General features: G+C 23.5%; 23 protein-coding genes. 11 read left to right on the top strand and 12 right to left on the bottom strand.

Features of this window, described 5'->3' with window-relative positions:
- The first annotated feature begins 33 nt into the window (after nucleotides 1–33).
- From AACL24_RS06155 to AACL24_RS06170, 4 genes are all read left to right on the top strand, one after another.
- Entirely contained in the window at nucleotides 34–4,029 is a 3,996-nt protein-coding gene (locus AACL24_RS06155) for an ABC transporter permease (RefSeq protein ID WP_339049194.1), read from the top strand.
- A gap of 20 nt (nucleotides 4,030–4,049) precedes the next feature.
- On the top strand, nucleotides 4,050–5,054 hold the full coding sequence (locus AACL24_RS06160) for an ABC transporter ATP-binding protein (RefSeq protein ID WP_338986639.1): 1,005 nt from the start codon (nucleotides 4,050–4,052) through the stop codon (nucleotides 5,052–5,054).
- A gap of 1,918 nt (nucleotides 5,055–6,972) precedes the next feature.
- Entirely contained in the window at nucleotides 6,973–7,479 is a 507-nt protein-coding gene (locus tag AACL24_RS06165; protein ID WP_339049195.1) for a hypothetical protein, read from the top strand.
- Nucleotides 7,480–7,611: 132 nt separating this feature from the next.
- On the top strand, nucleotides 7,612–7,734 hold the full coding sequence (locus tag AACL24_RS06170; RefSeq protein ID WP_339046547.1) for a hypothetical protein: 123 nt from the start codon (nucleotides 7,612–7,614) through the stop codon (nucleotides 7,732–7,734).
- 26 nt (nucleotides 7,735–7,760) lie between these two features.
- On the opposite strand, the gene AACL24_RS06175 is transcribed toward AACL24_RS06170, so the two are convergent.
- A complete protein-coding gene (locus AACL24_RS06175; RefSeq protein WP_339049196.1) occupies nucleotides 7,761–8,609 on the bottom strand; it encodes an Mbov_0401 family ICE element transposase-like protein in 849 nt (282 codons plus the stop codon).
- A gap of 220 nt (nucleotides 8,610–8,829) precedes the next feature.
- On the opposite strand from AACL24_RS06175, the gene AACL24_RS06180 reads away from it, so the two are divergent.
- From AACL24_RS06180 to AACL24_RS06210, 7 genes are all read left to right on the top strand, one after another.
- Complete coding sequence (locus AACL24_RS06180; RefSeq protein ID WP_339046626.1) at nucleotides 8,830–9,090, top strand: hypothetical protein; 261 nt, start codon at nucleotides 8,830–8,832, stop codon at nucleotides 9,088–9,090.
- Between the two features lie 160 nt (nucleotides 9,091–9,250).
- On the top strand, nucleotides 9,251–9,634 hold the full coding sequence (locus tag AACL24_RS06185) for a terminase small subunit (protein ID WP_286640968.1): 384 nt from the start codon (nucleotides 9,251–9,253) through the stop codon (nucleotides 9,632–9,634).
- Nucleotides 9,628–9,750 carry a hypothetical protein gene (locus AACL24_RS06190; protein ID WP_339046623.1) on the top strand — a complete coding sequence of 41 codons (123 nt, stop codon included), beginning with the start codon at nucleotides 9,628–9,630 and terminating at the stop codon, nucleotides 9,748–9,750. Before AACL24_RS06185 ends, AACL24_RS06190 begins: the two co-directional genes overlap by 7 nt.
- 39 nt (nucleotides 9,751–9,789) lie before the next feature.
- Nucleotides 9,790–10,910, top strand: a protein-coding gene (locus AACL24_RS06195; RefSeq protein ID WP_339046622.1) for an IS3 family transposase whose coding sequence is annotated in 2 segments (ribosomal slippage) — nucleotides 9,790–10,033 and nucleotides 10,033–10,910 — 1,122 coding nt in all. Because the reading frame shifts where the segments join, the coding sequence is not laid out codon by codon here.
- Nucleotides 10,911–10,922: 12 nt separating this feature from the next.
- The gene (locus AACL24_RS06200) at nucleotides 10,923–11,867 is read left to right on the top strand and encodes a phage terminase large subunit (protein ID WP_339046620.1); all 945 of its coding nucleotides are present in this window, start codon (nucleotides 10,923–10,925) and stop codon (nucleotides 11,865–11,867) included.
- A gap of 87 nt (nucleotides 11,868–11,954) precedes the next feature.
- Entirely contained in the window at nucleotides 11,955–12,377 is a 423-nt protein-coding gene (locus tag AACL24_RS06205; protein WP_339045912.1) for a transposase family protein, read from the top strand.
- Between the two features lie 23 nt (nucleotides 12,378–12,400).
- A complete protein-coding gene (locus AACL24_RS06210; protein WP_339045908.1) occupies nucleotides 12,401–12,808 on the top strand; it encodes a transposase family protein in 408 nt (135 codons plus the stop codon).
- A 280-nt stretch (nucleotides 12,809–13,088) separates the two neighbouring features.
- Here AACL24_RS06210 and AACL24_RS06215 read toward each other — a convergent pair whose 3' ends face one another.
- From AACL24_RS06215 to AACL24_RS06265, 11 genes are all read right to left on the bottom strand, one after another.
- On the bottom strand, nucleotides 13,089–13,328 hold the full coding sequence (locus AACL24_RS06215) for a hypothetical protein (protein WP_338986560.1): 240 nt from the start codon (nucleotides 13,326–13,328) through the stop codon (nucleotides 13,089–13,091).
- A 153-nt stretch (nucleotides 13,329–13,481) separates the two neighbouring features.
- Nucleotides 13,482–14,288 carry an SDR family NAD(P)-dependent oxidoreductase gene (locus AACL24_RS06220; protein WP_339049197.1) on the bottom strand — a complete coding sequence of 269 codons (807 nt, stop codon included), beginning with the start codon at nucleotides 14,286–14,288 and terminating at the stop codon, nucleotides 13,482–13,484.
- Nucleotides 14,289–14,311: 23 nt separating this feature from the next.
- Nucleotides 14,312–14,953, bottom strand: coding sequence for a CDP-diacylglycerol--glycerol-3-phosphate 3-phosphatidyltransferase (gene pgsA, locus AACL24_RS06225; protein ID WP_339049198.1), 642 nt, complete (start codon nucleotides 14,951–14,953; stop codon nucleotides 14,312–14,314).
- Between the two features lie 210 nt (nucleotides 14,954–15,163).
- Nucleotides 15,164–17,047: a VirD4-like conjugal transfer protein, CD1115 family gene (locus AACL24_RS06230; protein ID WP_281749401.1), complete on the bottom strand. Its 1,884-nt coding sequence runs from the start codon at nucleotides 17,045–17,047 to the stop codon at nucleotides 15,164–15,166.
- Between the two features lie 45 nt (nucleotides 17,048–17,092).
- A complete protein-coding gene (locus tag AACL24_RS06235) occupies nucleotides 17,093–17,221 on the bottom strand; it encodes a hypothetical protein (RefSeq protein ID WP_256468397.1) in 129 nt (42 codons plus the stop codon).
- Nucleotides 17,222–17,255: 34 nt separating this feature from the next.
- On the bottom strand, nucleotides 17,256–18,614 hold the full coding sequence (locus AACL24_RS06240) for an Mbov_0396 family ICE element transmembrane protein (protein ID WP_339049199.1): 1,359 nt from the start codon (nucleotides 18,612–18,614) through the stop codon (nucleotides 17,256–17,258).
- Between the two features lie 58 nt (nucleotides 18,615–18,672).
- On the bottom strand, nucleotides 18,673–18,972 hold the full coding sequence (locus AACL24_RS06245) for a hypothetical protein (protein ID WP_339049200.1): 300 nt from the start codon (nucleotides 18,970–18,972) through the stop codon (nucleotides 18,673–18,675).
- Between the two features lie 366 nt (nucleotides 18,973–19,338).
- Nucleotides 19,339–22,026 carry an Mbov_0397 family ICE element conjugal transfer ATPase gene (locus AACL24_RS06250; RefSeq protein ID WP_339049201.1) on the bottom strand — a complete coding sequence of 896 codons (2,688 nt, stop codon included), beginning with the start codon at nucleotides 22,024–22,026 and terminating at the stop codon, nucleotides 19,339–19,341.
- A complete protein-coding gene (locus AACL24_RS06255) occupies nucleotides 22,007–22,258 on the bottom strand; it encodes a hypothetical protein (RefSeq protein ID WP_174480064.1) in 252 nt (83 codons plus the stop codon). The genes AACL24_RS06250 and AACL24_RS06255 overlap by 20 nt, the downstream gene beginning before the upstream one ends.
- A 331-nt stretch (nucleotides 22,259–22,589) precedes the next feature.
- Entirely contained in the window at nucleotides 22,590–23,945 is a 1,356-nt protein-coding gene (gene ffh, locus AACL24_RS06260; protein WP_339049202.1) for a signal recognition particle protein, read from the bottom strand.
- Nucleotides 23,946–24,234: 289 nt separating this feature from the next.
- Nucleotides 24,235–24,657: a transposase family protein gene (locus AACL24_RS06265; RefSeq protein ID WP_339049401.1), complete on the bottom strand. Its 423-nt coding sequence runs from the start codon at nucleotides 24,655–24,657 to the stop codon at nucleotides 24,235–24,237.
- Nucleotides 24,658–24,731: the final 74 nt, after the last annotated feature.

Here is a 24,731-nt window from a genome sequence, read left to right on the forward strand (position 1 = left end):
TGTTTTAAAATTTAAAAGAAAGGAAGAACGAATATGAAAAAACAATCATTTTTGCTTTTTAAAAATGCGTTTAAACAAGCATTTCGTAATAAAATTCAATTAGTTGGTTTAATTGTTTTAGTATTATTATCATCAACTATTTTTTCATTAATGCAAACAAGTTTAGCAAGAATTTCTGATGAATATTCAACATTAGTTGCAAAATCTAATTTACATGATTTTGTTATTGATTTATCTAATACTACTCCAAAAACTGTTTCTAATAAAATCTCAACATCAACAACTGCTGTTGATGAAAAGAATGATTTTGATATTAACAATATTGCAAATGATGCTGGTAATGAATTTATATGAGATCGTGTTGAAGGCAGAACTATGCAATTAGATAATAATAGTAATCCTAGAATTTTAAAAATATTAACTTATAATCAAGATGCTCGTATTGATAAATTAATCATTAGTGATGGTTATCAAATAGGAGATAGTAATAATCCAGATAAAACTCCAAGTTGAAAACAGGTAGTTATTAATAAAGAATTTGCTCAAAAAAATAATTTGCATATTAATGATACAATTCGTGTGCAATCAGATCAATTAGGAAGTAGTTTAAAAGTTTCAGGATATGATTTAAATGATGCTGCTTATAGTAGTTATAATTGATTAAAAATTGTTGGATATGGTGTATCTGCTGATTTCACAACCCCAATTATTGATCAAACTACACCAATTCCAAATAAAACTCGTGAAGGTTTATTATACGTTTATCCAATGCAATTTGGTTTAAGTAAAAGGTTAGAAAAAAATAATTATATTTGATCATATGATAAAGCTAATGAAAAAATCACAATTTCTTCTGATAATGATCGCGAAATTTATTTTGTTGGAAAATCAACAATAGGTAAAATTAATGATATTAAATTAATTTCACAAAGTTTAAGAAGTAAATATATTAATACTATTGATTCTGATGCTGCTTTAGTATATAAGTTAGGAAATAATAAGTATACGTTTAATAATCGTACTGCTACTTTGAATGCAACTATTATTGGATTTAAAAGTTTATTAATTGGTTTATTGTTAATTGTTTTAATTATTACAGCAATTACAGTAATATTAATTACTTATAAAAATATTGATAATTCACGAACACAAATTGGAATTTTAAAATCATTAGGTTATAGTAATATTAAAATTTTAATTACATCTTTAGCTTATCCAATGGTAGCAGCACTTATTGGTACTATTTTAGTGTTTTTACCAGCAAGTGGTTTACAAGTAATTATAGTTCAAACATTTGCCAACTATTTTAATCTAGATTTTGGTCATTTTATTTTTAATGGTTTAGGATTTATATATTGTTTAATTTTAATATTTGGTTTTTTATCAATTATTGCATGAGTTATTAGTGCTTTAACAGTTATTAAAAAACCAATAGATTTAATTAAAAACGAATCAGCTACTGTTAATTCTCGCTTTAGTCGAATTATTAAAACAAAAAGTATTAATCGTGGATTTTTAACAAGATTCCGTTTATCACTATTTACATCATCAATTGGAAAAATGGCAGCAGCATCATTAACTATGTTTTTAGGAACAACTTTAATGACAACATCTATTATTGGTCCAAAAATTATGGCTGATAATAAATTACTTTCTTTTACTGGTATGAATTATCACTCCTTAGTTGAATATGACATTCCGACTTATAATTCTCCATATAGTTTTTATAAAACTTATAATCCAAATAATAAAGATGATTGAACTTATACTTCTAGTGTTGATAGTACTACTGGTGATACATATTGACATTCACCACGTTTTGATAATTCTGGACCATTAAATGATACTTTTGTTAAAGAATTATTAGAAAATAATATTAATGCTGAAGCATATGCTCCAATGTCAGATGAATCTAATCCCAGTGCTGCTATTAGTGATTTAGGATATACTGGTTTAACGTATTTAAATGGTAAAATGCTTACTAAAAACTTTTTAAATGGATTAGATTCTAGTGATATTAAAGATGCTTCTGTGATTGTTGGAATTATGGTACAAATGGCTTGACCAAATGCATTACCAATGTATGACACAGTTTTAAAAAATACTAATATTAACAGTTTTTATAGTGAGAATACTTATAATATTATTAGAAAATTTTATCAAAACTATCGAACAACAGTGGCAATGAATATTAGTGGTACGATTTCGAAGACTGGTAAGATTAGTACTAATCCTAATGATTTAGATATTACAAAATTCAAAGATTGAGCAAATAGTAATATTCCTGCTTACAAAAATGCCTCAAGTAAGGGTCCTACTTTTATTAATGATATTGATAATTTAAGTTTTGATACTAACGATAAATTATATCCGTGACATTTAACTAATGAAACACAATTATTGAATAATAATGCATCTGAAATTAGTGACAAAGAGCGTGATAGTTGAATTAATAAAGTTGGAATTTGATTTGGTGCTTTATTTTATAATAGAATGGGACAAACTGTAGTGCAAGGTGCTTATACTAAAAGCCCATATTTTATTCGTCAAAATATTGCCAAAGCTTATAGTGATCCCAATGCTCCTTTTAATGTTGCTTTTAATGTTGTGCCTTTTGATAAAGAAACTGATGAATTAGGAACTTACTTTATTGGTACTCCTGAAAAATTATTTAAACAGAACAAATATTTAATGAAAGTTTATGGTTTACAAAATCAACAACAGTTAGGCAAACCTTCAATGATGCAATTATATGATGCTGGAGGTTCTTCATTAAATCAACTTTTAGAACAAGAAAATAGTGATAATAGTATTAGTCTTGTTATTAATCAAACAATTGCTAAACAATTAAATTTAAAAATAAATGATGAATTTAAAATGAGTAGTAATGGTAATACTATGAAATTTAAAGATAATAATAAATTGAAACCTTTTGATTTGGATAAAATTAATATTGATAACGTTGTTGGTGATAGTAAAAATGTTAATAATGTAACATTATTAAAACAACAAACTGGTTATACACAAGTTGATGAGTTAAAGGATGAGGCTTATGTTAATGCGGGTATTAATGCTACAAATATGTTAAAAGAAGTTGCTGCTGGTAAGGTTGTTAATTCTTATAATGATAAGATAAGTTCTAAAACACCAACGTATAAAGTAGTTGGTATATATAATGGTTATGGTCAACCTAATGCTTATATTAGTAAAACTAATGCTGATAAAGTTTTATCATTTAATAAAACAAAAGAATTTTTATTTTTATTATTTAAAAAAGAATGAGAAGACAAAAAAACAACTTGTGATGTTGATTTTGGTAAATTAAAATCATTTAATGAATATCAAAATTTTCTTAATCAATTAAATGATCCCGTTATTTATAAACTTAATCAAATATTTGAAAATGAAAATCCAATCTTTAATTTTAAATTTTCAAATTCGCAATCATTACCAGATATAACTAATTCATTTTCAACTTCGCAAATGTATGGAGATTACAGTGCTTTTGGTTTAAATGGTGGTACTGATGGTTCTGGTACTTATCAAGGTTATGGTGCAGGTAGTGCTGTTAATATTACCCCAAAAGATATCCATCATCAGTTGTTAAATCAAATTACTGCTTTAGTTGATACAGTATTGGTTGCATTTATTATCTTTTCATTAATCATTTCGTTCTTTATTATTTTATTAACAAGTAATTTAGTAATTTATGAAAATCGTAAAACAATAGCAACAATGAAAACACTTGGTTATAGTGATGCAAAAATAACTAATATTGTTATTGGTATGTATTTACCAGTGATTGCTGTTATGTTTGTTATTGGTTTTCCTGTAGGATGAATAATTGTTAAGTTTATTCTTAACTATTTAGCTGCTAATACAACATGGGTTTTACCATTATTCTTTGTTTGATGATTACCGCTTGTGGTTGGTTTAATTGTCTTTGGTATTTATGCAACAACCTTTATTATTGATTGATATGCCATGAAGAAGATTAATCCAATTAAAACTTTAAATGAAATTGATTAAAAGCAGAAAGGAATAAAAACATGAAAAATGATAAAAAAAACACTAAAAATTCAAGTGAACAAGTAACTAAAAATAAGTTAGAATCTAGTTTTACAAAGAAGTCAGTATCTAAAACCGAAGGTACAATACCACCAGTAACTCATAAATCTCATGATAAACCAGAATCAAAGGAAGAAATAGAAGCTAATAAAGCTAAATTGCAAGCTTTTAAAGATAATCAAAAAGCAATTAAAAAATTAACAAAAACTCATTCAAAAGAAATTTTAGCAGGTAAAATTATATCAATGACTAATAATACTCCTGATACTCAAACTAATGTTATTGAATTATTTGATGTTAAAAAATCTTACTTAACTGGAGACTTAGAATATGAAGTATTAAAAGGAGTTAATTTAAAAATTAAATTAGGTGATTTTGTTGTTATCTTAGGACCATCGGGAAGTGGTAAGACAACATTATTAAATATTATTTCGGGATTGGATAAACCTAATACTGGTGATGTTTTTGTGGCGGGATACAATTTATCTTTATTAAAAGATAGTCATTTAACTAAATTTAGACGAGATAATGTTGGTTTTATTTTTCAACAATACAATTTATTAACTAACTTAACTGCTCGTGAAAATGCTGAAGTTGGTGAAAATCTTGCTAAAAATAAAAATAAAAATATGAGTATTGATGATATTTTTCAAGTTATTGAAATGGATGAACATATGAATAAGTTTCCAAGTCAATTATCGGGTGGACAACAACAAAGAGTATCGATTGGTAGAGCACTAGCAAAAAATCCGACAATTTTATTTTGTGATGAGCCAACAGGAGCACTTGATGAGGAAATGGGACGTAAGGTGTTAGAAATTTTATTGGATGTTAATCGAGAATATAAAACATCAATTATTATGGTTACTCATAATCCTAACTTCCAATATGTTGCAAATACTGTTATTAACGTTAAAAATGGTAAAATTATTAGTGTAAAGAATAATGAAAAACCAATGAAACCAAATGAAATAAATTGATCATAAGAAAAGGATATAGATAGGGGTTGATTTAATAAATATAAGAAAAATGCATAAAAATATGCATTTTTCTTATATTTATATAGAGTAAATACTTGTATAAAGAAAAAAATATTAAATTATAAGAATCTAATAGAAAATACTATATTTTATTTAGTTTAATTATTTTTTAGAAAGAAAAAGGTGCAAGGTAATGAGTATTGGTTTAATTACATTTATTATATGAATATGTTTAGTAATTTGAATAGTGTTTTTAATTTGAGGTATAACTTTATGTAATAGTAATAATGTATTAGGCATCATATTATTATTTTTAACATTAAATTTAATTGGTTTAATAATAGGAATTTCTTTATTATATAATAAAAATAAGCAAAATGTAGATAACAAAAAAAATATTAATAGTAATATTAAAATAGAAGAACTAAGTTAAACATTCCTTTTTAGAAATTTTAATATTAAATTAAAAAATCATACCTTAATTTAATACAATTAAAAATAAAATAATAATAAATATTATCATATTAAAGTATGACTTAAAAATATTTGGGAGCGTGGCGAAGATGTCGATAACTAAAAAGTTTTAAAAATAGCTCCTTTCTTTTTTAAACCCTTAAATTAAAAATAAATGATAAAAGACGAGAATAAAAATCTTGTCTTTTTTTGTAATTGTAAAATTTTAAAATTTTTTATTATTAACATCCTTTAAATATCTACTACACGCAGTGACTAAGTAGGAGAAAGTTAATAATTAATAACCGTCTTTAACGCTATTATCAACACGTGTTAGGGAACTAAAAGAGTGAACTACAACACAGTTGTTAAAAATAGTAGCTAGAGCATGTGGACTTGCATGTATAAATAAAAAGTGGAGTGATACCTAATAAAATATACTAACCATTAATGGTAATTCTTGGGGTGGGAGCGAATTGGAAACTAGTATATATAGACCTGTTGTAGAGACCTATTGTATTAATTCTATTCTTTATTTAACCAACCTTGCCACTCCCCAGTGAGCAAGTGTTGGTTTTATTTTTTATTTTTTTTGAAAAATTTTTTGGGCGAGAAAATAAATTTCAAACTTGTAAAAAAAATTGAGCAGTGCCGGTTCAATTAAAATATTAATTTGTTTAACACAAATTAAATAAATATTGAATCGAATGCCTCAATGTTTTTTAAAATTTCACAATTTATTTTTGAGCCCAGAATTGCTGGAATTAATAAAACTAATAGTATTAATAATATAAAAATAAAAATATATATTCTTTATGCTACAAGCAACAGAATATATTAGAAAGAACTATTATGAAAAAGTATTTTTGTTGAACATGTAAACAACATAAATTAGATTATTTATTCTTTAATACTAATGATATAAAAACAAGACAAAACTTTTTAAGAGACAAAAATAATAAAGCAATTTGTTATGACTGTATTTTAAATGTTAGATTAAGTAGGAGATATAAATATGAATAAAAAACCAAGAAATTAATTCATTAAAATTGGAAATAGAACTACTTAAACAAAATAGTGATAAATTATATAACGGTTTATGAAAGGGCGCATTGCAAACTTGGATACGGTTTAATAAGAAATTAAATGAGAGATAAAACTCTCATTTTTAATTGTTGAACAATTATAATTAATTATTTTGATAAATCTGTACTTTATTAAAGTAATTAATTATTACATAACTAAATAAAAATTATTAAAGGCTATAGTGCAGATATAACTAATAGTAATTTTTGTGTTGCTCTTTTAAAACTTGATATTTTTTGGTTCCCTTCCCCTAGAACCCCTACCCTCCAAGGCTTATGCTACTTACAGTAGCATAAGCCTTACGTAGTAGTAGAAGTATTAGTTAGTAGTATATAAGCCTTTTATCACTGTATGTGATAAGGCTTATACATAGAAAGGATTCGTAATGATTAATGTTAATTTAGATTTGAAAACTAAAATTAGAGAAACATATAAAGATGAAAAAAATAAAGGTGGCATATTATTAGAAATTGGTGAATATGAAACATGATTTCCTAAACAATATACTACTATTGATGAAAAAAATAAAAAAATAGCATTAAAAATAATTGAAGATTTTAATTATAAATTATGTAAAAAATCAATTACAAAAGATATTGAAAGTATTAAAGGTAGTGATATTTTAAAATATATAAAAAATATTTCAGATATTACTACAAATGAAAATGAATTAATATCTTGTACATTTTATGAAAAATATAATGGTTATTATATTTTTACAAATGATAAAAATCAAGAATGTTTTAAATATAACATTACATGAGAAAAAGATATGAAAAGTTTTAAAATAAATAATCCATATAAAGATAATGATTTAGTAATAAATTATATTGTTACACCAATGAAAGATATAAATACTCATAATGAAAAAATATTTTATTTAAAGTATTAAAGGAAATTAATATGTTATTAAATGTTGAAAAAATAGAATTAATTAAAAATTTATGTAATGAAAAATTACTTAAAAATAAAAAATATATTGAAATACAAGAAATATTAAAAATTATAGAAAGGGATGAATAAAATGGAATGTACAGAATATAGAATTAATGGTTCATGTGATATTTGTCATAAAAATTCATCATTTGCAAATAGAACTTGTAATAAATGTTTTTATAAATTAATTGGTGAAAAAAATGAAATGTAATATTCATAATGAAAAATATATTTGATTTAGTGAATTAGAAAATACATACTATTGTAATAAATGTTATATGCAGTTCATAAATAATAAAAAGCATGATATTTATCTAATACATAATAAGCACCCAAATATTTTGCTAAATTATATATTCATCCAGCACCATCCCCAGATACTACTAATTTAGAATTTTCAAACTCATAATATTTTTTTAATCCATTTCAAGTAAAATCAACTGTCGGATTTGCTTGTAAATAATCTTCTTTAGGACTATATTTATAATCACCCATAAAAGTATAAATTTTATTTGATAACTTATTTCTATTTTTACCTATTTGTTTTTTACCAGTATTATATGAAATACTACGAATTTTTTGCATTTCTCTTTTATGATTTTTATTTCAAACAGGAACATAACAATCATCAGCATTAATATAAATATATTCACTATTTTTTACTTTAAATTTTTGTTCTGGTAATTTTTCTTGCACTTTTGAATTTTTATGAATTTTACTAATTGTTACTTTTGAAACATAAGTATATTTAAAAATATCTTGTATATCTTGATAATGTTTCTTTCTTCCAATATATGATAATATTTCTTCTTTTAATCAACTAATAATTTTTGCTCTTTTATCAATATTAAATTCTTCATAAACTGGATAATAATATTCTTTTTTTAATTTATCTCAATAAACTCTTTGATTAAAAATCATTTTACCAAATTCAAAAATAATACTACGATTACATTTTTTAGCAACTTTATATCTATCTTTATCTCTATTTTGAAAAAAATATTCATCAAAAGCATGGATTTTATTAACATGATTTGTTATAATTTTATTAATTTCATATTCAAGATTATTTTTATAATTAAACATATTTCAACACCTTTCTATTTATTTTTTATCCTAACTATTCTAGCAAATTTATTAAAATATTGTTGAAAAAAGTTTAATTTTGAAGTATAATAATAAAGAACGATTGAAATAACTAGCAAATCTATTGCAACGTTTAAAGATAACTTTTATTAGTTATCTTTTCTTTTTTAATAAAATAATGTACAATAAAAGAAAATGTAAATAGAAAAGGAAAATAAAAATGGATATCTGAGTAATTATATTTGGTATTTGTTTACCAATTATTATTGTTTTGGGATTACTTGCTTTTGATGGTATAAAACAATGTCAAAAAAATAATATTTTTGGTATTTTAAGATTAACAATTTCTTTAAATATAATTGGTGCTTTAATTGGTTGCATTATTATATATAAAAAACAAAATCCTGAATTTAAATTTTGAAAAAGTAAATGAAAAAAAATATTTAAATTTAAGAAAAGAAATAAAAAAATAGCAGTATAATGCTATTTTTGTTATAATTATATTATAAAAATTAAAGAAATAAATATATGAAGTAATTAATAAAGTTCATAAGTTATTTTTGGTGAAACTTAACTTAAAGATTATATTAATTATATCATAAATTTTTTTGTTTTTAAAGCATATGAAAGGAGATTTTTATGTGCAAGAAGAAAAAATAAGAATTAGATACAATATTAAATCTTTAAAAGAAGAAATAAAAAAATATTTTGAATATTGTACTACTAATGAAGAAATACCAACAAAAGAAGGTATGCAAATGTTCTTAAATATTACTCAAAATACTATAAATGAGTGAAAAAAGAAACAAAAAGATACTTTTTTACAACAAATTAATTGAGCATATGCAAAAATTAAACATTTAAATCTTCAAAGATTTTTAAAAGCAAGTCCTAATTCTTCTGCTTGATATTTAGAAAGAGCATATGTAAAAGACTATAATTTATCTACAAAAATAGATATTAATACTGATAACACACACCCTATAGTAATTCAACTTGAAAATAAGAGTAAGAATAAATGTTAGAACATTTTGGTTATCTTAATGATATTTTAAAACAAATGTATTATAAAAAACCTTTAACTGTTAAAAGAATTGACCAATTTGGATGGGTTACAATTTATTGGACACTAATTACGTAGACAAGTAAACAAATTTGTTAAAAGAAAGGAACTATAATTATGGCCAATATTAACTCATATACCGATGAATTTAAAAAACAAATAGTAGCTTTATATCAAAGTGGCAAATCAGTATCTTGCCTTGCTAAAGAATATAATGTTACAAGAGCAGCTACTTACAATTGAATTAAGCAATTTAGTAATTCAGGAAGTTTTAAAACTAAAGATAATCGTTCTTTTGAAGAAAATGAATTAATTAAATTAAGAAAAGAATTAAAGCAATTACGAATGGAAAATGATATTTTAAAGCAAGCAGCACTAATAATAGGCAGAAAATAGAAATTATTGTCAAAAATAAAGCTAAATATAAAATTCGCACAATGTGTCGTTTTTTAAAAATATCTAAATCAACATATTATTTTAATTTAAAGAAAAAAGAAAATAAAATCAAAAATAATATTTATGATGAAGCTGTTATTAGTGCTTTTAAAGAAAATAAAGAAGTTTATGGTACTAGAAGATTAAAAAAAATTCTAGAAAACCAAGAAATTTATTTATCGCGCAGAAAAATTAAAAAAATTATGAATGAACATAATTTAATATCAAAATATACTAAATTATCATTCAAAAATCATAATAACAAAGTTAACGATAGTCAAATAACTAATCTTGTTAATAGAAAATTTAAGAATAGGATTAAAAATGAAGTTATTGTTAGTGATTTAACTTATGTACAAGTTAATGGTAGGTGAAACTATATTTGCCTATTAATAGACTTATTTAACCGCGAAATTATCGGACATAGTGTTGGAGTTAAAAAAGATGCATCATTAGTACATCAAGCATTTATGCAATCAAATCGCTGTTTAAAAGATATTCAAATATTTCATAGTGATCGCGGTAATGAATTTAACAATAAAATTATTGATAAACTTTTACTAGCATTCAACATTAACCGTTCTTTAAGTAAAAAAGGTTGTCCTTATGATAATGCTGTTGCTGAAGCAACTTTTAAAACTTTTAAAACCGAATTTATTAATGATAAAAATTTTACATCATTAATCCAATTAAAATTAGAATTATTTGATTACATCAATTGATATAACAATATAAGAATTCACAGCACTTTAAACTACTTAACTCCAGTTAAATATCAACAACAAATGTTTACCAAAAAATAGTCCTAAAAAGTGTTGCCATTCCAATTAGGTAGTCGTAAATCTGGTAAAACTATTCAAGATTTTGATTTTGAATGTAAAACAACTGTATTACCTAATACAAAAGTTAAAACTTATGTTTTTAGAAATATGAGTGAACAATTATATGATACTTGAAAACAATTAAAAAATAGATGAGTATTATTTGCTATTGGTTTAGAATATACAATGTCTGAAACTCGTAAAACTATTAATTATAGAGATAGTGAAATTGAATGTCGTGCTTTATATAAACAAAATAATAGTGAAATTAAATTAACTGGTTTACCAGATAATTCAAAATATGATTATGTAATTAGACATGTTGATGAAGCACATCAAATTGCTGAAAAAGATTGACAAGATATGGCAGATGCTATTCGTGGTTGTAGTCAATTATTAGAAATTAATAGTTGTAATCCTTGAAGTATTTTAAATTATTATATTAAAAATGTAGTTACATATTGTCCTCAAAATGAAAAACAAATAATTAATGAATATGAACAATTTTATTTTAATAAAAAAGATAAAAGAATAGTTCATTATCAAAATTGAAAACTTAATTATTTATTACCAGAACATGAAGGTCAACGATTATTAGAATTAGAAAAACTTGACCCAATATCTGCAAGAGTAAGAAGTCATGGTTTAGTAGGTTATGAATCTGGTGGAATATATACTCATTTAATTCATAAAATATCACGTTTATTACAACCAAGTTATAGATTTAGTGCTGGATTAGATTATGGGTTTAAAGATGATGCTATGGCATGTTTATTAATAGGTTTTGATTATGATTTTAAATTTGTTAATGTTATTGATTGTTTAAAAATAGAAAATAAATTAATACGTTATGATAATAAACAATTAGCAAGATTAGTAGTAGAGTTTTATATTAAATTAGCAAAAGAAAATAATTTGTTATATAGACATATTCCGTAATTAAATTTTTTAAAAGTCAATTAATAATTTTAAAATTTATTTTATAATTTTGTTATTAACAATAAATTTAGAAAAGTGTTGATAAAAATGATTTTTGAAAATTTAAAAAAATTAAAAAATGAAGAATTTTATAGATATTTTGGTATAAAACGTTTTCATTTTAATGAAATGTTAGAAAAATTAATTGAAATAGAAAAATTAGAAAAAAATAAAGGTCGAAAAAATAAACTTTCAGTAGAAGAAAGATTAATGATGACTTTATTATACTGAAAAGAATATTATACTTTTTTTCAAATGAGTATTAAATCTAAAATGAGCCCATCAAGTTGTTTTCGAAATATTACTTGAGTAGAAAATAAACTTAGTAACCACAAAGATTACCAATTTTTAAAAGAAAGATATAAATTAAAAATTGATAAAAAACAAGAAAATTCAAATGAATTTCAATTTTATTTAATTGATTCAACTGAGATTGAAATTGAAAGACCAACTAAAAAAAACTACAGTTAGAATATTTTTCTGGTAAAAGTTGAATGTATTCTATAAAATTTCAAATTGTATATGATTTTTTTAATAAAAAAATTGTTGATATTTTTGCTGATAATGGTAAAGTGCATGATTTTCAAATATTAAAAAATTCAAATCTTGAATTTTCAGAAAAAACAATAATTATTGGTGATTTAGGATATCAAGGTATACAAAATATTTATAAAAATACAATAATACCAATTAAAAGAACTAAAAATAAAAAATTAACTAAACAAGAAAGAAAATACAATAAGATTGTATCTAAAATTAGAATTAAAGTTGAACATGTCTTTGCTTGATTGAAAAGATTCAAAATTTTAGTAAATAAATGTAGAAAATCTAAATTTAGACTTATGTACTTAAGATTTAACTTACTTTGTGAAATTTTTAATAAAATAAAACCATTAAAATAAAAAAAATATTAAAAATATTTTTTTAAAATTTAAATTTTTATCGAGTTAATATAAAAATATTATTAACAATTTTTTGTTTAAAATGTAAACTCATTTTTTAAACTATTTTTTCAAAAAATATTTATTTCTATATTCAATAACACTAAATAGTTTTAAAACAATTTTATTGACAATTAATTAAATTTAATTACGGAATATGTCCTTTGATCATTATAATAATAATCTTTTCCATTTATATGAAAATCGACATGACTTTTTATATCAGTTAATTCTATATATTTTAATTTTGAAGGATCACTAAAAGAACAATAACATTTTTTTCAAAAGTTTTAACTGTAGTTTCTCCATTATCAGCAAAAATAGGGTATTCAACAATATCAATTGGTTGTATTACATCATGTAAATTATCAACATTTATTAAATTGTAATTTTTTACATATGAATTTAATATCGAAGAAGTTGAAAATATTGATGCTGCTGATAATGCTATTGTTGTTAACATTGATAAATATTTTTTCATAAATAACACCTCTTTTTTAATAACTTCTTAAAATGTTAAGAAGTTGGATACATCATAAACCTTTCTTTTAAAGAAAACAATAAAAAAACATTTATAATAAATAAATGTTTTTTTAATAATTTTTACGATTAAAATAAAAAATGAAATTCATTATTAGCGATTTTTTTGATAATTATATACTAACTTAAGTACTGTTTTTAAAGGTAATATTCTAATAATAGTTCTTGTAATTTTATTAGAAATTCCTGTAATAATAAAACTTTTTCTTTTTGTTTTTAAGGCTGTTTGTAAAGACTTTTTAGCATAAGTTTCAGTATCTAAAACTGGTAATAATGAACTATAATGTTCTTTATTTCCTTTACCATTACTACTACGATTTCAAAATTCAGTTTTTAATGGACCTGGACAAATTGTAATTACTCTTACTTTACTTTTTGCTCTTTTTAATTCATAATTAACTGCAACACCTAAACTTCAAACATATGATTTAGAAGCATAATAACTAGCAAAAACAGGACCTGGACTAAAAGCTGCCATACTTCCAATATTAATAACACGACCATAATTATTTTTACTAAAACGTTGAACAAATAACTTTGTTAAAATATGTAAACAAGAAATATTTAAATTAATCATATTTAATTCTTGTTCTAACATACTATCTGCAAATGTTCCTCAAACACCATAACCAGCATTATTAATAACTACTGTTACATTTAATTCTTTTGATAACTCAAATAATTTATAAATATTTTTTAAATCAGATAAATCTAAATCATAATTTTTAACTTGTAAGTGTGAATACTTATCTGCTAATTCTAATATTTTTTTACTATCACGTGATACCCCTAATACGTGATAACCTTGTGCTAATAATGCTTGACAGTAATAATATCCCAATCCTTTAGACGCTCCTGTAACTACTGCTCACTGATTCAAAACAATTACTTTATTTATCATTTATATTAATACTCCTTTTATTTTTAGATATTAAACAATTTTTTACTATTTGAACTAATATAATTATAAGCACTAAAAATACTTAATACTGTAGCAACGTACATTGGTATCATTACTAATTGATTAATTAAACCATATTGATCATTATTACTATGACCATTAACACTACCATTTAAAAATCGTCAATTAATAAAAAATAAAATTGTAATTCCTAACATTTGTAATGCTGCCTTTATTCTACCATATTTATCAGCAGCCATTACTGTACCTTTAGTAGCCAAAATTTGACGAACTACATCAATAATAAAATCACGTAATACCAAAATAATTACCATTCAAACGGGAATTATAGTAGCACATGCCATTACAATTAAAACACCATTAGTTAAAAGTTTATCTGCAATTGAATCAAAAAATTTACCAAAAGTTGTTACCTGATTAAATTTTCTTGCTCATCATCCATCAATAAAATCACTAATGGCAGCAATAATAAATAAAATTGCTGCTATTAACCAACTAATCGGTAAACTATAACTATTAATATTAATACTTGTTATTCAAAGATGATAAAAATTATCATTATCTATTGGACCGATAATCATTAAACTAACAATAATTGGGACTAATATTAATCTTATTAAAGAAATAATATTGGAAACATTCATATTTAAAATCCTTTCATATAAGTTTATTTATAATATTTAATATTATTATGTACTTACCTTTTTTAGCATAATTTATAAAAAGTAAAACTTATATTTTTGATCTATTCATGAAATAAGTATATCGTTATTTTCTATATCTATCAATAATATACATTTATATATTAAAATAAATATTCTTTTATATACAATTTCTTAACTATTGTTTGTTTTTTATTTTTCTGATTTTTCTCTTTCGGCAGCAGCTTGTGGATTTTTTCTTTTCTCAATATAATAGAATAAACCAATATAACTTAAATAATAATCTTTATTAAAATCAATTAAACGTGAAGCATTTGTAACAGTTGCTTGTCCTGCCGGTTTACTTCCTCATTCATAAAACGGAATTAAACGTGTTTTTGCTGGATTATGTTTTGCTAAAAAAATAACAGCAGTATCAAAATCTAATTTCATTAACTCACTACCTGTAATTAATTTTTTACCTTGTAATGATGAATTAATATTATCAGCTTTTTTATCTTTATTACCAGAATGGCTATAATTAATAATTGTTTTTTCACCGAACATATCTGAATATTTATTAGCGGTTTGTAAATCCATAGTTTGCAAAAAAGTATGCAAAATACAGTTATTAAAAATAGTTTCTGCTGTTTCTTTACCATATTTTTGTGTTAATTGTTGTAAATCTTGCATAATCATCATGAAAAAAATATTACGACTTCGTGCAACAGTAATCATTTGTGCCATACTAGCAATCGTTGGTATATTACCAAACTCATCAAATAAAAAGTATAAAGGACGTGGTAATTTAATATCAGGTAAAGTACTTGCATAACGAATTGTATTTTTATATAACTGTGCAATAAACATTGATACAAAAGCATTACGTTCATTACTTTCATCAGGAACAACTAAGAAAACAGCACTTGGTTTTTTTACAATTTCATCTAAATTTATATCATTACTACAACTAATATTTCGCGTCACTGGATCAGTAAATAAACGTAATCCATTAGCAACCATTTGACTAATTGATCCCGCAGTTTCTTCAGCACCTTCTAATGCACCTAAACCAATTTGACGAGCTAAACTATGAGTTGGCATTTTTTTTAGAATTTCAACATATCGTTGACGATTAGTAGCAACAATAGCAGCATTTGACATACTAAAGTATTTTAAAGGAACATCAGGTTGATCTTCAAGTTGTTCTAACATAAATAACATAATTGATTTGACAACTTGCATCGCTGATTGATTTCAAAATTTTTGTTTTGGATCTGATTCAGGAAATAAAGCTTCAACAATATCATTAATTCATGATAATGCCATTGATTCATAAGTAATTGATTCATTTAAAGGATTATTTTCTTTTTTTAAACGCATTGATTCTACATAAAAATCATATACTTTAACAAAAGGATTTCATGAATTAGATACTGATGTATCACGTAAATTAATAACATAAACATCGTAACCATTATCTTTTAATATTTTAGAATGATTTTGAAATAATTCTCCTTTTGGGTCAGTAATAACCATTGATGGTTTAATTTTCGATTGGGCATTTAAATATATAGTTGGAATAACTAATTTTTGAGTTTTACCACTTCCTGTTCCCCCAATTACAATATTATGAGCATCAGACTTAATATTAAATTGGACACCACCAATTTTAGTCTTTGTTGTTTGAACAACAATACCATAATCATTTTCAACAGTTTTTGATAAAGGAAAAGTATTAGCAATTTCAGTGGGTGTTAATCAAGCAGCAGATCCATACACTTTATTTTTTGAATCACGTAAAAAGCGACTTTTATTATGAGTTTCACGATAAATTTTATATTTATGAATCATAAAGTAAGATAATAAAACTGAAAATTCAATAAGAAATAGAATTAAAAATATTAATCAATAATTAATAACATCCTGTATTAAAAATTTAAGTGTAAATGGTTGTTGATTATCTCCACTATGAGAAAACATGTTACGAACAAAGACTAAAGCATAAACTAATAAAGTATTTATTAATACTAAAAAGGGTATAACAATTATAATTACTGCTGGTAGTACTCATTTTTTTTGACGAATAAATTTCATTTTTATGTTCCTTTATTTTTTATATATTTTATAATAATTTATATTTTACCCATATTGGGAAATAACACCAGCAATACCTGATATTATTAATAATAAAACACCAATAGTTACATTACGTCTTCAACGATAACTTTTTTTCTTTTTAAATTCATTTTTTGTTTTTTTAAATTTCATGATTATTTCTCCAAGATTTTAATATTTTACTTTTTTATTCATCAGGATCTCCTCTTCTTGCACTCTTTCTAGTGTTATTTAAATTTACAAAAGGTTCAACAAAAGCACCCTTAGCCATATTATTTAATCCAACAAAAGGGCTTTTTAAATTATTTTTTGTATCTTGTCATTTAGTACCTTGATCATGAGAATTTTGAAATTTACCAATTCCTTTAGCAACTCCTTTAGTACCTTTACCTAAATAACCTGTGATACCATTTTTTAATAGTCCATTTGCTTTCTTTTGACTACCATCAGGATTTCTTCCATCTTTAGCACCACCAAATGCAATTTGTTTCCCAAGTTTTAATGCACCAGCACCACCTGCTGCAAGGCTAGCAAAAGTCCGAGCTTTACCCATAATATTTCCAGCAATAGCTGCTCCATTAGAATCAATAGCACTTTGTACACCTAAGTTTTGTGTTACTAAGTGATTAATAATTTTTTGAGTTCTTAAACAACTAATAGCACCGGCTGTACAAAATAACGTATATAAAACTTGTTTTTCAAGTCAACTAAAATTAGTATTATTAGTAATATCTAATATTGCCTTTGGTAATATTTGAAGAAAGATATAAATAGGTAACATCGTTCCTGGACCAATAATAAACTTACCTATTACCATTTCTTTTCAAACACCCAATCTTTTTCCTTGATCAACAGGCATCATAGAAGCAACAATTGGTGATATTGAAAATAAAAGTAATAAATCAATAATTCTTTCAACCAACGTCATTGATGCAACAAATAATACATATAAAGTAAATCACACCGCAATAATTTCAAGAATAAAGTTTCAATGTTTTAATTGAGAAATAGGTGGCATTGAATAAACACCAGGATCATGCTGAGCAGCATTAGCATCCGGAGCACCAATACCTCATAATAAATCAGCTAAACTAGCATTTTTTCCTAAAGCTGTAATTTGTAAAACTGCCAATAATCCTGTTATTAAATAATTTATAGTACTCATAAAAAATGGAATGAAAACAATTACTAAAAAAGCTAAAAATGTATTTTTTATAGCTTTACCTAATTTTTCTCTAATTGTATGTGTTTCAGTAAATTGAATAATAATTAATTGCATAATAAACATAATAAGTATTACGCCAATTGAAACAATTGCTAATGCTGAAAAAAATACTGGTAAATTTTTACTATTAAGTAGATCTTTAGTAAAATCTCCAAAAACTAAATTAGTTATCGCATCAGTTGTTAAATAATCAAATATGCCGCCATGACAATGATTAGGTGATCTCAATAAAATATCAATTAAATATAATGGTCCTTGAATGAAAATAAGTCAAGGTATAAATAATAAAGCTCCTAGTATAATATCTGTTAGTCAATCCATATTTTCATCTCTTTTCTCTTCATAACTTAATATTAAGTTAATATATAACTTTCTTTAGTTAGCTAGGAAGAATATTTGGATTACCACCAAAAGCTTGCACAAGAGCAATTATTATTGCTGATGCAGTAATGCCAATAATTGGTGCAATTAATGTATACATAAACGCTTTTTTAATCTCACTTCTACGTTGTGGATCATCACCAGCAGCCGCTAAATCTTTTCCCAATATAATTATTTTAAAAACACTAAATGCAATTAAAGCAGCAATTAGCAATCCTGCAACTGCCGAAACATAAGGTTTTGCTACATCAATGATTTTATTTATATCAGGTCCATCTGATAGATAATTAAAAATCATAAGTTTTTCCTCCTTAAATAATAAAAAAAATAAAATTATTTACTAATCAAAATTGTTTATAAAGCATGAATTTATCTAATAATATAATAAGCCCTATTTTACTCCTTAAAGAGATAAATTAGGACTTACAGTCAAATTCATATGTTATAAATAATGTTGATACACTTTAATTATAGTTGGTTTTAAAATAAAGTAAATAAAAATTTTCAATTTTATCAACTTATTTTTTATTGTTTTATAAAATTTTTTATTTAAATAAAATCATATTAATAAAACTTATAAGTTTTATTAATATGAAAGTATCTTTATATTTAATTTAAAATAAATTAACAATTATTGATGAAATCGATAATGTATAAAAATATACTAATTTTCAATTTCGTTATTTTTTATATTTTTAATTGCTTGTGTTTCAGCATCACTAACATTAATATTTAAACACATACGATATAAACTAGAAATAGCAAAAAGACATTCACCAACTTTAGCACGAGCAATAAAATCAGTTTCATTAGCAGAAATGCCACCATATGAAGAATACAATTCATTTAATGCCGCTAAATCATGAGGTTGTAAATTTAATACTTTTAAATATTGACTTGAGTTAATAATAGCAGTAGTATATTTTTTAATTTCTTCAGAACCAAGAAAATCGTTAATATTTTGTGTAATAATATTTATCATACCTGTATACTTACGAATTCTCTTAACAATTTGATACATAAATAATAATGCTGCTGGAAATTCTTTATCAATAAGTAAATGGGCTTCATCAATAGTAATTGAAATTCATTGTTGTTTATTATTAATTTCATTATCATTTTTATTTTTTCGTACTTCATTTTCAATATATTTCAAAATTAAAAACATTTGAGCGTTAACTAAACGTTTATTCCCTGATTGCGTTAAAGTATATAAATCATAAACTTGTAATAAACTACTGCTATTAATATTAGTATGAGCATTTCATAAATTAGCATCAGTACCACCAGTTGCAAATCTTGATAATATAATTAGTAAATTTTTTAATTCATTTTTACTTCTAATCTCTTCTTCTTTAACCATATCAGATTCAATAATATCATATAAATCTTGAAAAATTGGAAATTGATTTGGTTTTAATAAATGAATTTTTGTTCGAGAAGTAATACCAAATTTTTCATACATTAAATTTACATAAATCATTAATAAACTTGATTCATTTCTCGTTAATCCACCAGTAGCAACGTTTAAAAATTGTTCTAAGAATTGCATATGTGGTGCTAAAATATCACGAGTATTATTATCATTAGTATTATCATCACTCAGTGCCAATGTAATTTGAAATGGATTAATATTACCAGAAGAACCGTCACCAACATCAATTCAACTTCCATCATGATAATTACATAAATCGCGATATTCACGTTCAGGATCAATAACAATTACTTTATGACCAAGCATAATTTGATAATTTACTTCTTTTTTAGAAGTATAAGATTTTCCCGAACCACTAGTACCAATAATTAATTGGTTATGATTTTTACGAGTACTACTTTTAGTTCTTTGATCAAAAAATACTTTATTACCACTTTCATTAAATCCAAGAAACAGTCCTTGTTTATCATTTAATTCTTGATTTAAAAAAGGAAAACTAGCACCTATTGTTAAACATGGCATTTCGTGACCTGTTTCTTTAAATCAATCAGCACTATCTGGCATTACTGATAAAAAAGCTTCTAATTGACGATAATATAATTTATCAAACTTCATATTATTGTTTTTTATTTCGTATTCGGCAGTACTAATATTTTGCTTAAGTTGCTTACGATCAGCACCATTAATTAATAAATACATATTAGTATTAAATATTTTTTCACCACCACCAGCAATTTGATCTAATAATTCATTTAATGATTGATAATGATAATCATAATCTCTTCGTTCTGATAATGATTTTGTCATAAAATTTAAAGTTGCTAAATTTTGCATAGCTTTATTCAATTGTTTTTTAGCACTTTCTTCACTGATACTATCAAAAGTAAAGATTAAACTAGTATTCGGAATATTTACTAAATTTGCTAATCAGACTGCTGAAACTTCAAATGGATAATCATATATGTTATAAACAGTTTGAAAACAATTAGCAAATTCTAAATTATTCTTATGAACTAATAATTCTTTAATCGCTAAATCATTAGTTAAATCTTTACTTTTAACAGTTTCTTCTTTTTTTGTAGTAAACATTTCTTCTAACGAAGCATTTTCATTAGAATTTATTAATTTACTATAAACAACCATCATTTCAAAACAATTAATATCACTAGCTTTAACACCACTACGACTGATATAATTTTTAAAAGCATTTAGTTCTTCTTTTAATTTTTCTTGATTTGATGAATAAAAAAATAAGTAAAAAAATGGTTGCGTCATTTCATTTTGATTTTGAATTTCATTATTAGCATTAATTGCTGATATCATTTGAAATTTTCTTGCTAATTTTGCTTTTTCACTAATATTTTCTAAATCAATTTTTTCGAGTTGTTCTTTATAAAAATTAGTTTGCGCAGTTATATCTAAAGGCATATCAATCTTTATTAAAGACATAGAAATATTAATAATTTTAAAAGCTGCAGCTAAATCTTTAATTTTATTTGAGGCTTCTTCATTAGATAATAATGTAATATTAAAACCCTCCAATAATAAAGCTCTAGTATAATTTGTATTTTTCACATTTAATTGCATCACATTCTTACTAATAATTTTTTTAAATGGTACTAATATTTGTGAATTTTTTTCAGATTTATAATAACGATTTTTACTATGAAATTTAAATCATAATAAAATAATTTCTCATCCTTTTTTTCTTGGCTGTCAATAAAAAGTAAGCGGAATAGTAGCACAACCAACTAAAATAACAGCTAATATTTTAAAAATAATATCAATTTGCAACAATAAAATAATAATTGAAGCAAATCCAACTACCATTAAAATAATTAATAAATCAATTAAACCAACACTTCTCCAAATTTGTAATTTTACAAATTTAATAGTTTTAGGAATTAAAAATTTCATTTATCTTTTCTTTTGAAATTTCATTAGAATTTAGCGCTGAATTTGGTTTACTGTTTATTTTCTCTATCTTTATACTATTAACACGCTTCTTAAAGCCACAACGACTGCAATTAACTTGAATATTTATTCCTTCTAAGTAATCAGCTATCAAAATTACTCTACCACATCGATAGCAAGCAAAAGAATTTTGTGGCTTTTGAGCTAATCGAACAGATGTATACGTATCTTTCATAATTATTGTCTCCTAACTGAATTTAATTTGTTTACTAAACACAATTCAAAGTTATCTTGTTCCCTAAATATTATTAAGCAACTGAAAAAGAAAAAATAAATTTTTGCTATATTTTTAATTTAAAATAACCCACTATTTAAACACTATTTTCTTTTTAAAATCTAGTTTTACTTTAAAAAATAAATTAAATTTTTAAAAACAAAGAAGAAAATTTAAAAAAATTTTAATAAAATAATATCTATAAAAACTCAAGAAATCAAAGTTTTATACATTTCTTGAGTTAAATAAATTTTAACAAATTAACAAAAAATAACAAATTTTTTTTATTTTTCTAACTTTTTATTAACTTATCTAATCCTGGAATATTTGGCATTTCTCCTTTTTTAATCTGACCAGCAATTTGATCCATAACTTTTTTAGTTTTTTCAAATTGGTTTAGCACTTTATTTAATTCTTTTTCTGAACGACCTGAGCCTTTTAATACTCTTGCTTTTCTAGTTGGATAACGTAAAATTTGTGGCTTTTCACGTTCTTGAGCAGTTGTTGAAGCAATAATATATTCTGCTATTTTTAAATCAGTTTCAGCATCACTAATTTTAGCATCACTAATTTTAGCAGACATACCAGGAATCATTTTTACAAGTGAGCCCAATTTACCCATTTTTTGAATTTGCTTCATTTGATTAACAAGGTCATTCAAATCAAATTGACCTAACATCATTCTATTCATAGTTTCTTCAACATCACGAGTTGAAACTATACTTTCGGCCTTCTCCATTAATGTAGTAAGATCACCCATTCCTAAAATACGTTCTGCCATTCTTTCTGGATAAAAAACTTCTAAATCACTTACCTTTTCACCCATTCCTAAGAACTTAACAGGAATCTTTGTTAAATAAGAAATTGAAAGAGCTGAACCACCCTTAGCAGTACCATCTAATTTAGTGATTATACTTCCAGTAATAGGAATAGTATTATTAAACTCAATAGCAACATTAATTATATCTTGTCCTGCCATACCATCACAAACAAGTAAAACTTCTTTTGGTGAAGTAATTTTTCTTATTTCTGCTAGTTCTTGCATTAATTTTTCATCAATGTGTAATCTTCCAGCTGTATCAATTAATATTACATCAAACTTATTTTTATTAGCATATATTTGAGCATTTTTAACAATATTAGTAGGAGTTTCATTTTTTTGGGAAAAAACTTCAATATTCAATTGTTTTCCTAAAACTTTTAATTGTTCAACAGCAGCTGGACGATAAATATCTCCTGCAACTAGTAAACATTTTTTTTGATATTTATCTGTTAACAACTTTGCTAGTTTAGATATTGTTGTTGTTTTACCAGAACCTTGTAAACCAACTATCATAATAACAGTGGGATTAGTAGATAAATCTAATTCAACATTCTTAGTACCCATAATCTTTGTTAATTGATCATGAATAATTTTAATTAACATTTCTTTTTGATCTAAGCCTTCTTTAATAAATTCACCTTTTGCTTTATTAATAATTTCATTAGTTAAAGTTTTAACTACTCTAAAATTAACGTCAGCCTCTAACAAAATTAATCTGAATTCTTTAATTGTTGCTTCCATATTTTCCATGGTTAAAGTTTTTTTACTTAAATTTTTTTCTAATGTTTTTTGTACTTTTTTTGACATAATGTCAGCAAAACTCATATTTATATTCTCCTCTATTTTTAAGACTATATTATTTTAACACTAAAATAATAATGAAAAAATAAATTAAACATAAAAAAATAAATATTTGAATTAACAAATTATATATTAGACTTCTTGCAAAACTATGATATTAATCACATTTTTTAAGTTTAAAAATTTATTTTAATAACACTTTTAATATTTTTTAAAAATTATTGTTCAAAATATGTTTTATTTTTTGTCATTAAAATACAACAAAAATTATTATTTCAAATAAAAAAATAAAATATTAAATTATCAAATATATTTAAATTAATAATTGTAAATTATAAATTGAAGCTATTAAATTAAATCTTAATGCAAATTTTTTTCTTCTATTTCGATATTTTTCACTAATAATTTTAAATTTTTTAAGAATCGCAAAAACATGTTCAATAACAACTCTCATTTTTGAAATAGCCTTATTATTTTTCTTTTCTTCTTTAGTTAAAGGGTTTTTCTTTGATTTTCGTTTAGGTAATAAGACATTTTTATGTATGTTTTGTATACCTTGATATCCTAAATCTACTAAAATAGTTGTTTCTGATAAAAATTTCGTTTTTGAATTTTTTAAAATTTTAAAATCATGATTTTTACCATAAGAAAAATAAGAACTTATAATTTTTTTACTATCTTTTTCAATTATGACTTGAGTTTTTATGAACGTATTTCAAATGTGGATATAATTTAATTTTCTTTAAATAAAAGATAAAATAAATTATTAATTGTTATAAATATTATAACCCTAAATAGGGTTAATGTCAA

The sequence above is a fragment of the Spiroplasma endosymbiont of Colias croceus genome, from assembly GCF_964020095.1.
Taxonomy (GTDB): Bacteria; Bacillota_I; Bacilli_A; order Mycoplasmatales; family VBWQ01; genus Spiroplasma_E.